Annotated in this window: 10 protein-coding genes; 5 read left to right on the top strand and 5 right to left on the bottom strand. The window is 59.9% G+C overall.

The window, feature by feature from the left end:
* Nucleotides 1–207 precede the first annotated feature (207 nt).
* The 5 genes from B7X90_RS01130 to B7X90_RS01110 form a co-directional block, all read right to left on the bottom strand.
* Nucleotides 208–396 (bottom strand): hypothetical protein, encoded by a 189-nt coding sequence (locus tag B7X90_RS01130; protein ID WP_292620954.1) that lies wholly within the window; start codon nt 394–396, stop codon nt 208–210.
* Nucleotides 397–406: 10 nt separating this feature from the next.
* Complete coding sequence (locus B7X90_RS01125; protein WP_292620953.1) at nt 407–1,105, bottom strand: ECF-type sigma factor; 699 nt, start codon at nt 1,103–1,105, stop codon at nt 407–409.
* A complete protein-coding gene (locus B7X90_RS01120) occupies nt 1,105–2,595 on the bottom strand; it encodes a TolC family outer membrane protein (protein ID WP_292620952.1) in 1,491 nt (496 codons plus the stop codon). The genes B7X90_RS01125 and B7X90_RS01120 overlap by 1 nt, the downstream gene beginning before the upstream one ends.
* Nucleotides 2,596–2,636: 41 nt before the next feature.
* Complete coding sequence (locus B7X90_RS01115; RefSeq protein ID WP_292620950.1) at nt 2,637–3,626, bottom strand: efflux RND transporter periplasmic adaptor subunit; 990 nt, start codon at nt 3,624–3,626, stop codon at nt 2,637–2,639.
* Nucleotides 3,627–3,869: 243 nt separating this feature from the next.
* Nucleotides 3,870–4,886 carry a bile acid:sodium symporter family protein gene (locus B7X90_RS01110; RefSeq protein WP_292620948.1) on the bottom strand — a complete coding sequence of 339 codons (1,017 nt, stop codon included), beginning with the start codon at nt 4,884–4,886 and terminating at the stop codon, nt 3,870–3,872.
* Nucleotides 4,887–5,260: 374 nt separating this feature from the next.
* On the opposite strand from B7X90_RS01110, the gene egtD reads away from it, so the two are divergent.
* From egtD to B7X90_RS01085, 5 genes are all read left to right on the top strand, one after another.
* Nucleotides 5,261–6,259: an L-histidine N(alpha)-methyltransferase gene (gene egtD, locus B7X90_RS01105; RefSeq protein ID WP_292620947.1), complete on the top strand. Its 999-nt coding sequence runs from the start codon at nt 5,261–5,263 to the stop codon at nt 6,257–6,259.
* Between the two features lie 11 nt (nt 6,260–6,270).
* Nucleotides 6,271–7,500, top strand: a complete 1,230-nt coding sequence (gene egtB, locus B7X90_RS01100) for an ergothioneine biosynthesis protein EgtB (protein WP_292620945.1) — start codon at nt 6,271–6,273, stop codon at nt 7,498–7,500.
* A 32-nt stretch (nt 7,501–7,532) separates the two neighbouring features.
* Nucleotides 7,533–8,756 (top strand): MFS transporter, encoded by a 1,224-nt coding sequence (locus tag B7X90_RS01095; protein ID WP_292620966.1) that lies wholly within the window; start codon nt 7,533–7,535, stop codon nt 8,754–8,756.
* Nucleotides 8,757–9,437: 681 nt separating this feature from the next.
* Nucleotides 9,438–12,620 (top strand): type II CRISPR RNA-guided endonuclease Cas9, encoded by a 3,183-nt coding sequence (gene cas9, locus B7X90_RS01090; protein ID WP_366409648.1) that lies wholly within the window; start codon nt 9,438–9,440, stop codon nt 12,618–12,620.
* 52 nt (nt 12,621–12,672) lie between these two features.
* Nucleotides 12,673–13,116: a CRISPR-associated endonuclease Cas1 gene (locus B7X90_RS01085; RefSeq protein ID WP_292620941.1), complete on the top strand. Its 444-nt coding sequence runs from the start codon at nt 12,673–12,675 to the stop codon at nt 13,114–13,116.
* The last annotated feature ends 72 nt before the right edge of the window (nt 13,117–13,188 follow it).

Genomic DNA, 13,188 nt, shown 5'->3' with positions numbered 1-13,188 from the left:
AGGCGACCTCCGCTACAAAAGGTTAACCGCCAGACCGCAGCCCGGTTGCTTGCCAAAGCTTCGCGAAGACCCATCCAGCCCCCCATTTTCGGGGCTACCGCACATGCAATCTGCCCCCATAATGGAAGGCGTCAAAACGGGTTGTACGGGATCACGAATTTGTCGCTGAGGCCGTGAAAATCCCGGGGCGCCAATCGCCGCTTCCGCTCAGCGCAGCGATCCGTCGCTCGATTCGTCGGAAAGCAGCATTGCCAGCGCCAGCGCACGCACTTGATCGTCGGCTTCGGAACAATTTTCCAGCCAGTCCCTGCGTTCGTCCAACGGCTGATCCATCGCCTCTTCCAGAAGCGCCATGGCGCGGCGCTCTGCATGATGGATGCCGTCGCCTCCCGTCATGCTGCGCCCCTTACGGATGTCGCAATCGGTGACGCAGCCAAGCGCGCGTGGCGGCCCAGCGGCGCTTCACGGTCGCCTCTGAAAGACCCAGTACTTCGGCAATATCTTCGGACGACATGCCGCCAAAGAACCGCATTTCAACGATTTGCGAGCGTTCGGGATCAATCAGGTGCAGATCCTTCAGCAGCATGTCGATCGTCATCAGATCTACAGGCATCTCCCATTCGGCGACATTGGTGTTGAGCGTTACCGATTCATGGTTGTGCCGCGCTGCATTGCGCTTGCGAGCCTCGTCCACCAATATTTGCCGCATCAGCCGTGATGTCAGCGCAAGAATGTGCGCACGGCTGCGAAATTCGATGAGATTGAGACGGAATAGCTTGACCATCGCCTCATTGACGAGGTCTCCAATCGAGAGCGAGCAATTGCGTTCTTGCCGCAGCCGAGCGGCGGCAATTGCGCGCAATTCGGACGAAAGCGCCGAAAAGAGCACATTGCCCGCCTCGCGATCACCCTCGCGCCAGTCGCTCGCCAATCTCGCGTAGTCCACTCGCCACTCCCGGCCATGCTGGTCAGGATGCCAAACAGACAAGCTTCTAGCAATATTAGTTAACGGATTGCCGCTTTCTTTATCATACCCTGTCCGAAAACAGGGCGCTTTCTGCGGTTCCTCTAAGGTAAATGCGCCAGAATAGCTGGCTAAATTCATCATTGCCCTTGATTGATCTGTGGAACCGGCGAGACAGAGGGTGGTGCCACGATTGCATCCTGCGGCGGCGTCTCTGCCGTCGATGTGCTTTGCGTCGGCCGTACAGGGTCGGGGTTCCAGTTCAGCAGCAGCCCCTTCACGTCCTCGTAATTGACCACCGGATCATAGAGCACACCACTGTCGAAGTTCAGGTTGCGGGCCTCGGCCAGCCCCATTGATGCCAAGAGCGCAAAGCCCGCCACATAGGCATCGCGCCGCGCTGTCACCAAAGTCACCTGCGCGTTCAGCAATTCTTGCTCGGCGTTCAGCCTGTCCAGCAGCGGTCGGAACCCTGCCGCCGTCTCTGCACGCAAGCCAGTGAGCACCCGCAGATTGGCATCCACGCCACGCCGCGCGGTCTCGGTCACCTTGCTCGCCGCTTGCCAAGTGGCATAGGCAGAACGCGCCTGCGCCACCACTGCACGCTCGGCAGCAATCACCTGCTCTCCGGTCTGTTCCTGCCTTGCCCGGGCTTGCCTTACTTGCGACGCTTGTCGCCCACCATCGAACAGCGGCACGTCCAGCCGCATCCCCACAAAGGCTGTGGTACCCTGGTCCATGTTCCTCGGCCCAGTCCCCTGCGCCAGCGAGCCGAGATAGTCGTACTGGTTTACGCTGCCCACGCCGCTGATCCGTGGCAGACGCGCAGACTGCGCTGCATCAGCATCAAAGCCTGCTGCCGTCACCTCTGCCCGCGCAGCCTGCAGTTCCTGATTGTTGGCCAGCGCGGTGGAAACTGCGCCTGCAACCGTTGCGGGCAGATTGGGCAGCACTTCCGGCTCATCCAGCTGTCCCGGCGGATGGCCCACCAATCGGATATAGGTCTCGCGGCTCGACACCAGTTGCGCACGGGCCGTTTCCAATTGGCTTTGCGCCAGCGCCAGCCGCGCCTCAGCCTGCGCCACGTCGGTCGGCCCACGGTTACCAGCAGAATTGCGTTCGCGCGTTTCCCCAAGCGTGAAGAGCATCACTTCGGTGTTGCGCTCGTTCAGTTGCACCACCGCCTCGTCGCGCAGCACGTCCATGTAGGCACCAACGACGTTGGTGAACAACTCGCTCTCGGTCCCACGCAGACCCATGCGGCTCGCCTCGACCCGGCTCTGGGCGGCACGCACGCTGTTGCGCACCGCGCCAAAGGTGATGATCGGCACAGTAAGGTTCACTTGCCCCACCACCTGCCGCTGAGGGTTGGAGAAGAAGCCGCCGCCAGCAGGTACGCCGCGCAGCAGGTTCTCCTGATAGGTTGCGCTGCCTTCCAATGTCGGTCGCCCCGCTGCCAACGCTTGAGGCACCCCTTCATCCGCTGCGCGCACCGCAGCGCGGTGCGCACCAAGCGTGGGGTTGTTTTCATAGGCGGCCTGCAACGCCGCCTGCAACGTTTCAGCTTGGACTGGGAATTCCGTCAGCAAAAGCGTTGCGGAACAGGCGAGAAGCGCGAACTTGCGGGTCATCGGCGACAGGCTCCTGCTAGTAGCGTGGATCGATTGATGGCTCAGCTGGCTGTGGAAGGTCGGCGAACCGGTGGCCGCGACGGTCGTGGAAGTGGCAGCGCTCCGCCGATGCGGATCGTGCAGCGCAAACCCGCAGGCAGCGCATTGCCGGGATTGGGCAGCTCAAGACGCATACCGAAGGTGCCGCTGGCAGCATCGAATACACGGTCCACAACCTTCACCACGGCATTGTATTCACCACCCACCGGATCTTCGGGAATGATCGTCACCGTATCGCCCAGTTTGATTGCATCGAGTTGGGCAATCGGCGCAAATACCTCCACGTGCAGTGGATCGACTTGTGCCACCGTGACGATATGCGTCGCATCCGGCCCGCGATATTCACCAGCAGACATCACCCTTTCGGTCACGATGCCCGAAACAGGGCTGCGCACGGTCTTTTCGGCAAGCACGCGCTGGCTCTGCGCATATTCAAGTGCGGCCACACGCTGGTTCTGCGCCGCCGCACGCCGCTCTTCGCCCGCAGCACGGGCATTGGCCTGCGCCTCTTCCACCGCATCGCGGGCCAGGAACTGCGCTATTTGCTCGCTGCGCTTACGCACGGAATCGAGATAGGCAGCACGGCTGGCCGCCGCCCGTTCGGCAAAGACATTGCCCGCCCGCGCCTGCGCCGCTGCTGCCCCAGCGCGATCCACATCGGCACGCAATTGGGCCACCACCTGCCCGCGCGTGACGGTGTCGCCACGATCAACGAACACCGCCTGCACCACGCCTTCCACCCCACTGTTCACCCGCACCACGGCAGATGGTTCGATCAGGCAATCGGTGGGCCGCGAAGCATCAAGGCCTGCCGCGGTCATCGCAGCAGGTTGCGGCACGATCTTTGCGCCCTCCGCCACCGCAGAAGCCGGGCGCGCCATCGCTGCTGGCTTGCGCTTCTCGTCCGGTTCGCCGCCGCCAAAGGCATAGGCTCCCGCGCCGATGGCGGCGAAGCCTGCAACACCAAGCCAGAGTGCCTTCTTCCGATCCATGTCCCTGCCCCCCACGGGCGGCTGATGCAGCCGGTCGCGTTGCGGGAACAGGACCGCAGGTCCTATCCCCTCACCTTGCATGGCGAGAAATCGGCACAGGCCGGATCATATTTTCAGGCCGGATCAGATTTTGATGTAGGCTATGTATAAAATGGCGCACACTTGGATCACGCACCAACATGCGTTCGATAGACAGCTATTGTTTGCGTTCAGGCAGTCGGTGAATGCGGTCGGCAAGAACGCTCATGCGGAACGGCACTCCTCCGCGCGCGGCGGGCTCATGGCGGCCTCTGCTTCGGCGCGGTAACGGCCTGCCAGCCATGCGCAGACGACCAGTTGCAGCTGGTGAAAGATCATCAAAGGCAGGATCACCATGCCTACTTGCGCCGGAGCGAAAAGCGCGCCTGCCATCGGCACGCCCGAAACGAGGCTTTTCTTCGAGCCACAGAATAGAAGCACAATGGCATCTTCACGCGGCAGGCCAGCAAAGCGCGCGGCCACACCGTTGACCGCGATGACGATGGCAAGGATGACGCTTGATGCCAGCAGCAGCACGCCAAGGTCGAACAGACCCACGCGCTGCCATACGCCATTCGCCACGGCAGCGCTGAAGGCCGAGTAGACCACGAGCAGCACCGAGGAGCGATCTACCGGCTGGAGCAGCTTCTTGTGCTTGTCGATCCACTTGCCGATGACCGGCCGCAGAAGATGCCCGGCAACGAACGGCAGCAGCAATTGTGTTGCGATCTTCTGCACAGAGCCAAGCCCGTCCATTTCGCCCGCCCCGCCCGAGTGGATGAACAGCGCGACCAGCAACGGCGTAAGCACGATGCCAACGAGGTTGGAGAGCGATGCACTACACACCGCCGCTGCCACGTTCCCACCCGCCATCGCGGTGAAGGCGATCGAGCTTTGCACGGTGGACGGAAGGAGCGCGAGGAACAGTATCCCTTGCGCCAGCGCAGGGTCGATCACAAGGCCCGAAGTACGGGCGGCGGCAAGACCGAGGACGGGAAAAAGCGCATACGTGAAAGCCAGCGTCATCAGGTGCAGGCGCCAGTTGCCGATGCCCGAAAGCACTGCCTCACGCGAAAGCTTTGCGCCGTGGAGGAAGAACAGCAGGACGATGGCGGAGTCTGCAGCAATGTCGAACGCGGCGAGCGCGACCCCGCGCGCGGGAAGGATGCTGGCAAGCACGATGGTGCCGACAAGCCAGATCAGGAAGGGGTCAACCGATGGAAGTCTGTAACGCCTGGCCATGCTGTAGCGGCTTTGCCTTCCCCGATCCTGCCAATCAAACACAATGATCGGCACAGTTTGCTGCAAGATTGAGAGCAAGGTCATGCAGCGCTATTCTGCGGGTGACAAGGTTGGCTTGGCGCAAAAAGGCTTGATAGCGGGCCGTTCCCTACGTCGCATTGGCGTAAAACACCGCCGCTAAACTCAGCCGGAACGCTGTCGCGGCCCGTTCGTTAGCCATTTTGTGCCAACCTTCTATCTTGGTGCCGCACCGGCAGTGCGACGGGAAAACAGGACATGATATCGTGACTGACTTCCCGATCGCAGGCAAACATCTCAGCTCAGGCATGAATTAATTGTGCCACCGGCCCACCTCAAGCCAACAGGAAAACCGTATGCATTTTAGCGAGAGCACGGCGATGGAGCGCGACGACGTCCAGACTGAACGCGCCACCGAAGACTCTACCCCCGGCACCGGTGAGTTCCTGCGCGAGGTACTGGACGGACTGTCGCACTCGCACCGCGCGATCCCCTGCCGTTTCCTTTATGACGCTGCCGGATCTGCGATTTTCGACCGCATCTGCGATCTACCGGAATACTATCCGACGCGGACGGAACGCCGTATCCTTGAAACCAATGCTCACGCCATTGCCGCAGCAACCAGTGAGGAGTTCCGCTTCGTCGAACTGGGAGCGGGATCGGGCGGCAAGGCAGAAATCCTGCTCGACGCAATGCAACAGGCCCGCGCCTATGTATGCATAGACATTTCCCCTGTGCCGCTGGCTTCCGCCGCCGCCGCAGTGCGCGCTCGTTATCCCGGCCTTGCAGTAAGCGCCGTTTGCGGGAACTATCTGGGTGAACTGGATCTGCCTCCACGCAAGGGACTACGCGATCTCTGCTTCTTTCCCGGATCGACCATCGGCAATTTCGAGCGGGACGATGCGCTGGTATTCCTCCGTGAATGGCGCAATCGACTGGGGCCGGACGGCATGATGCTGATTGGCGTCGACCTCAAAAAGGATGTGGCTGTTCTGGAAGCGGCGTACGACGATAGACAGGGTGTCACCGCCGCGTTCAGTCTGAACCTGTTGCACCGCGCCAACCGGGAACTGGGTGCCGATTTCGACACTGACGCTTTCCGCCATCGTGCGCGCTATGTCAGCGATCCGGGCCATGTCGAAATATCGCTGGTCAGCCAGACCGAACAGGTCGTCGCGATTGCCGGCCAGACATTCCGCTTCGCAAAGGGCGAGGCAATTCACGTCGAGAATTCGCACAAGTATGCCATCGACGAGTTTGCTGCACTGGCGGGCAAGGCTGGATTTGACAGCGTGGACGTTTGGACTGACGATGACGCGCTGTTCAGCGTCCACCTGCTGCGCGTGGCAGGCTAATGCAGCAGACAATGGCGCGCTATTTCGCTGTCCGCAAATTGACCGAGGATCTGGCAAGGCCCCTGTCGGATGCAGACGCAACGATCCAGTCAATGCCCGATGCTTCACCCGCCAAATGGCATCTGGCCCATACCACGTGGTTCTTCGAGACCTTTATTCTGCGCGACCACGTGGCCGGGTACCAGCACTACCGTGAAGAATGGCCGTTCCTGTTCAACAGCTACTACGAAGCAGAAGGTGCCCGCATGGCACGGGCTGCGCGTGGGATGCTCTCGCGCCCAACGCTTGCAGACATTCTTGATTATCGCGCGGCGGTGGATGCAGCGATGGAGCGCGCCATCGGGCAATTGTCGCCTGATGTGCTGGCCATGGTGGAACTCGGCTGCCAGCATGAACAGCAGCATCAGGAATTGCTGCTGACCGACATCCTCCACGCCTTTTCGATGAACCCGCTGGAGTGCGCGGTGTGGGCGCAGAAGGACGCCCAGCATCACGCCACCGCTGTCCCCCACAACTGGCTGGATGGCAGGCAAGGGCTGGTCGACATCGGCGCGGATACCACAGGCAGCGCAGATTTTGCCTTCGACTGCGAAGGGCCACGCCATACCACCTTCCTACATCCCCACCAACTCGCCGACCGCAAGGTCACAAATGGCGAATGGCTCGCCTTCATGGCAGATGGCGGCTACGATGATCCCCGCCTGTGGCTGTCGGACGGCTGGGCATGGCGGCAAGCGCAGGGCATCGAGGCGCCGCTCTACTGGGCGGATTCCGCCGATGGCTGGACCAGCTTCACGCTTTCGGGACGCCAAACGATCAATCCAGCAGCGCCGGTCTGCCATGTCAGCTTCTTCGAAGCCGATGCTTTTGCCACATGGGCTGGCGCGCGCCTGCCAACCGAGGCGGAGTGGGAAGCGGCTGCGGCGCTGCACGATTCGACCCAAGGCAACCTGCTGGACGGTCCCGGCAATATCCGCCCTGATCCAACGAACACTGGCCCGGCCTTTTTTGGCGACGCATGGGAATGGACCGGCAGCGCCTATCGCCCCTACCCCGGCTTCCGCGCAGCAGAGGGTGCAATTGGCGAATACAATGGCAAGTTCATGAGCGGGCAGTTCGTGCTTCGCGGCGGCAGTTGCGCCACACCGCGCGGCCACACGCGCGCCACCTACCGCAACTTCTTCTACCCTCACCACCGCTGGCAGTTCATGGGGCTGAGGCTGGCACGGGACACTGCGTGAACGACGCTTCCGATCCCAAATCCCGTCGGGCAATGATCGCGGTCGGCCTCTCGACCGTGGTCGAATGGTACGATTTCACGCTCTGCCTCTATTTCGCCCCCACGCTCTCACGCGTGTTCTTCGGCGAGGATGGCGAGAGCCTGGGCAAGACCCTTGCCGGGTTCGCCATCGCCTATCTGATGCGCCCGATCGGTGCCATCGCCTTTGGCCAGTTCGGTGACCGCAGGGGCCGCAAGCCGACGCTGCTCCTGTCGATGACACTGATGACCATCGCAATGCTGGCGCTGGCCGTGCTGCCAACATACGCACAGATCGGTGCAAGTGCGGGCTGGCTGCTGATCGCGATGCGCTGCCTGATGGGCTTCAGCGTCGGCGGCGAATATCCGGCGGTCGTCACCTATCTGTTCGAGACGGCACCAGCGCACCGGCGCGGCCTGATTACGTCGAGCGCGGCGGCGGCCAGCGAGATTGGCGGACTGTTGGCCGTCGGCCTCTGCGCTTGGTTGACCGCAACACTGCCGCAGCAAAGCCTCGATAGCTGGGGCTGGCGCATCCCGTTCCTGTTCGGTGCGGCGCTTGCTGCCGCCATCTGGCTGCTGCGCCAGATCATCCCGGAACCGCCCGCATTCGTGGCAGAAGCCCAAGCGCGCGCCTTGCCTCTCTCGCCACTTGGCGATGCCGTACGCAACCAGCGGCGAGGCATCGGGATCGGATTTGTGATATCGGCGCTCGGCTCGATAACCTACTACGTGGGTATCACTTACGTGCCATCCTTCATCAGCCTCGTGGGATCGGCAGACGAAGCGACCGCGCTACAACTGTCGACTTTCGCTGCGCTGGTCGTGATCGTGGTGACTTCCTTCACCGGCTGGCTATCCGACATGATCGGCCGCAAATCCGTACTTCTGGTGCTGTGCACATTGTGCGCGGCGCTGCCCGTGGCGATGTTCCTGATGATCGCCAGCGGAGACATCATGATGGCGCTGCCCGCCGTGATGGTCCTTGCAGCGCTGGCTGGCGGGGTAAGCGCGGTGGGCGCTGTCGCCACCGCAGAACAGTTCCCCGCCAGAACCCGGCTCAGCGGCCTTGCGCTGGGCGTGACCACGGCCACTGCCCTGTTCGGCGGCGCTGCGCCCTATGCTGCCTATCTCCTGCAAGGCTGGTCGAATGCCCCAGCGACCCCCGGACTGATGATCAGCGTCGTAGCGGTAATCTCAGGTCTGGTCCTTACGCGGACAATGGCGCGTCATGCCTGAAAGCTGAAACCTGCCGCAGTTCATTGGCTTCGCCCTGTACGGCAGCAGGGCAAGGCCGAGAAAAGACCAATCAGGTAATGGATCTTTGGCAAAGCGGGTGGAAGTCAAAAATAGTTCATTTATAATAATTATGGTATTTTTCAATTTTTATAATTAGCATGGCTGAACCAAGGCGAACTCTCATGATTTTCGGCGATCAGCATCAGTGCAAAAATGGGGGCCGTAGCCCCCACCTTATTTGGTGCAATCAAGTTGCTTGTTAACAACCAGACCTGCGATTTCTGAAATTTGATTTTTTCAGGAATCGCGGTTGGTGTCAAGGGTTTCAGAAATCGGTGGTCCGGCCGCAACTAGGGACTCAAATCGATTCACTGAGACCAGTGGAATCAAAAGCTCACCTAGGCGGTCGCGCTCGGTTGTGGACGCCAAGCACTCATGCTATCGTCACTTTTCACTGAATTGGCCGATTTAGCTAGCCTGTTCCGTTTGGGTTTGGACCCCAGCGGAGCAGGCTTGTGCCGTCATGTGGGGGCACCATGTGCTATCGACTGCCCACTGTCAAACTTTTATTGTAAATTGAGTCCCTAGGGCATACATTGTGCTCGTGGTGTCGAGCAAGCGCGCAGTAGCGGGCGGCAAAATCGTCCCATAACGTGCAATCTGAGATTGGAGTAGTGGGGCATGGCAACCAGACTTGGACTGGACATCGGAACAAACAGCATCGGCTGGTGCCTTTTCAATCTTGATGGGCAAGGAATGCCAGTTGGCATCCGCGACATCGGCGTTCGCATATTCTCGGACGGGCGTGATCCCAAGTCAGGGGCTTCGCTGGCGGTTGACCGGCGTGACGCGCGGGCGATGCGGCGGCGGCGTGATCGCTATGTTCGGCGTCGGTCGGCTCTGCTGGAAGCTTTGATCGATACCGGTCTTATGCCCGCCGATGCTCAGGACGCCAAAGCACTGGCCGGGTTTGATCCCTATGCTCTGCGCGCAACTGCACTGGACGGAGCGTTGAATCCCCATCTGCTGGGCCGGGCGTTGTTCCATCTGAACCAGCGTCGCGGGTTCAAATCGAACCGCAAGGCCGAGCGCAAGGCCGGGGATGACAAGGAAGGCGGCAAGATCGCGGGCGGTGCAAAGGCGCTCGATCTGGCAATGCATGAAGCAGGAGCACGCACTTACGGTGAGTTTTTGGCTGGCAGGGATACAAAACGTGTGCGGATGCGCGCGGAAGGGGACGGCTATGACTTTTACCCCGAACGCCGTCATCTGGAAGCTGAGTTCGATGCAATCTGGGCCGCGCAGGCTCCGCATCATCCCGCGCTGCTGACCGATGCCGTCCACGACCGGCTGCGGCGCATCATCTTTTTCCAGCGCCCGCTGAAAGCACCAAAGGTCGGCGGCTGCACCTTTTTCAACGAAGAAGAGCGTCTGCCCAAGGCGCACCCGCTGTTTCAGGAACGGCGGTTGTATGAAGAGGTCAATCAGCTTGAAATCACCAAAGCGGGCGCGCCATCGCGCAAGCTGACGCTCGATCAGCGCGACAAGATCATAAGGGCGTTAAAAGTCCAGAAAACGCTTTCGTTCTCCAAGATGGCTGGCGGGCAGATGTTGAAGCTGGCCGATGGCGAAAGCTTCAATAAGGCGAGCGAAAACCGCACTGGTCTTGTCGGCGATGAAATCTTTGCCTCTTTCAGTCATAAAAACTGCTTCGGCGGTCGCTGGGCGCATTTCGATCCGGGCGTGCAATGGTCGATCATCGAAGCGGTGGCCGAAGAGGAAGACCCGGTTCGCCTGCACGAGTGGTTGATGGCCACCCACGGCGTTACTGCGGAACAGGCCGAAGCCATCGGGCGCGTGGGCTTGCCAGAAGGTCATGGGCGGCTGGGAGAAACTGCCAGCCGACTGATCCTTTCCGAACTCAAGAAAGATGTGGTGACTTACGATAAGGCGGTAGAGGCTGCGCTCGGCAAGTCGCACAGCGATTTTCGGACGGGTGAAGTACTGGACCAACTGCCGTATTACGGTGAAATCCTCTCGCGTGAGATTCCGCCCGGCTCGCTCGATCCGCAGGACAGTGATGAAGCGCGCTGGGGCAAGATCACAAACCCCACCGTGCATATTGGCCTTGGCCAGCTTCGCCGTCTGCTCAATGCCATCATCAAGGTGCATGGCCGCCCGGATGAAATTGTCGTCGAACTGGCGCGCGAACTGAAATTGAACGAGAAACAAAAGGAGGTGCACAACAAGCGGATCAATAAAGACACCCGCGCGGCAAAAGCGAGATCTGACGAACTGGTGCGATTGGGGCAACCGGACACAGGTGCCAACAGGATGCTCCTGCGTTTGTGGGAGGAGTCCAGTCCCAAAAATCCACTGGATCATGCCTGCCCCTACTGCGGCAGGAACATCGGCGTTGCGTCACTGTTTGATGGCACTTGCGACATTGACCACATTATACCCTATTCCATTTCGCTTGATGACAGTGCCGCCAACAAAATTGTGGCGCATAGGGCGTGCAATCGTGAAAAAGGCAATCAAACGCCTTGGGATAAATGGGGCGAGACAGGCCGCTGGCCGATCATTGCGGAGCAAGCCAGTCGGCTTGATTCATCAAAACGCTGGCGCTTTGCGCCCGACGCGATGGAGCGCTTTGATCAAGAGGGTGGCTTCATCGCGCGCCAGTTGACCGACACGCAATATCTTTCGCGGATGGCGCGGACCTATCTGTCCAGCCTCTATCCCGAACGCCCTTCCGACCGCTTGCCCGGGGAAGGCGTAAAGGGCGTTTATGTGATCCCCGGTCGCATGACGGCGATGCTGCGGCGGCTGTGGGGGCTGAACGATATCCTTCGCGACCATAATTACGTCGAGAACCCTCACAACGGCGCACCAAAAAATCGTCTCGATCATCGCCATCATGCGATTGATGCCGCCGTTGTAGGAGTTACGACGCGCAGTCTGTTGAACGAGATTTCGAAAGCGGCAGGCCGCGCGGAGGATCAGAATCTCGACAAGCTGTTCGTGGGCTTGCCCAAGCCGTGGGAGACTTTTCGCGAGAATTTACGTGAGTCGCTTGATCGCGTAGTTGTCAGTCACAAGGCAGATCATGGTCGCAAGGGCGTTCCCGCGAAGGGTAAGGACGCCACCGCCGCGCGGCTGCACAATGACACTGCCTATGGGCTTACAGGCCTGACCAGCGACAGCGGCTTGCCGATTGTTGTTCACCGTGTGCCCCTGCTCAGCCTCAAACCGGCAGATATCACCGATCCCATCCGTATCCCGGATGCCGCCTTGCAACGGGCACTCTGGGAGGCAACCGAGGGCCGATCCGGCAAGGATTTTGAAAAGGCGCTTGTTCAGTTCTCTAAAACGAATCCAGTATTCAAGGGTATCCGCCATGTGAGAGTGCGTGAGATTCTGAGCGTAATTCCCATCCGCGACACTGATGGGCGAGCATTCAAGGCGTACAAGGGAAGTTCCAATGCACGATTTGACGTTTGGCGCTTGCCTGACGGCAAATGGAAATCAGTGACGGTCTCGACTTTTGACGCTCATCAAAAACAGCCAAAGGATACACGGCCACACCCTGCGGCAAAAAAAGTGCTTAGTCTAAAGCAGAACGATCTGATTGCTATAGAACGTGATGGTGGTCCGCGCGAGATTATGCTGGTCAAGCAAATATGGCCAACGCAAGTTAGTCTCGTCGGCCACTTAGAGTCGGGAAAGCTCGACGAGCGTAATAAGTCTCCGAATGACCCGTTCAAGTTCTTTTCCCCTGCTGCGGGTGGCTTGAAAAAGCTTAAGGCTCGACAGATTCGCATCGACGAACTTGGCCGTATATTTGATCCCGGACCGCGTTAACCATTAATTATCCATGCTGTGCCAGCCTTCATTGGCGAAAGACTGGCATAGCATGGATCGTATTGTCGATATTGCCACGGATGATTTGCACCTGTCCGCATATCGTGGATTTCTGGTTGTCAGCCTTGATCGTCAGGAACAAGGGCGGGTGGCGCTCGACGATATTCAAGCCATCATCGTTCATGCCCACGGCGTAACCTGGACGACAAGTCTGGTTGTCGCGCTCGCCGAACGCGGCGCGATTATGGTGATGTGCGCGGCCAATCATTCCCCGGTTGCCATCATGTCTCCCATTGACGGTCACCACGCACAAGCAGCCCGGATGCGAGCGCAATGGGAGGCCCCGCGCCCCATGTTCAAGCAGCTCTGGCAAAAAATCATCGTGGCAAAGATCACGATGCAAGCATCGCTCTTGGCAGTGCAAGGCAAAGCGGAAGCCAATGCGCTAATGCTTATGTCACGGCGTGTCCGGGTCGTGTCCCATATGGTGGTGTAGGTTCGCCGGCGTAGCCTTAGCGATCTCCGGCCAAGCCGGGTTGATCATGCTGCCATAGGGGGCAACGTGATG

Source organism: Novosphingobium sp. 17-62-19, from assembly GCF_002256775.1.
Lineage (GTDB): Bacteria > Pseudomonadota > Alphaproteobacteria > Sphingomonadales > Sphingomonadaceae > Novosphingobium.
This window is presented reverse-complemented; position numbering and strand designations above follow the sequence as displayed.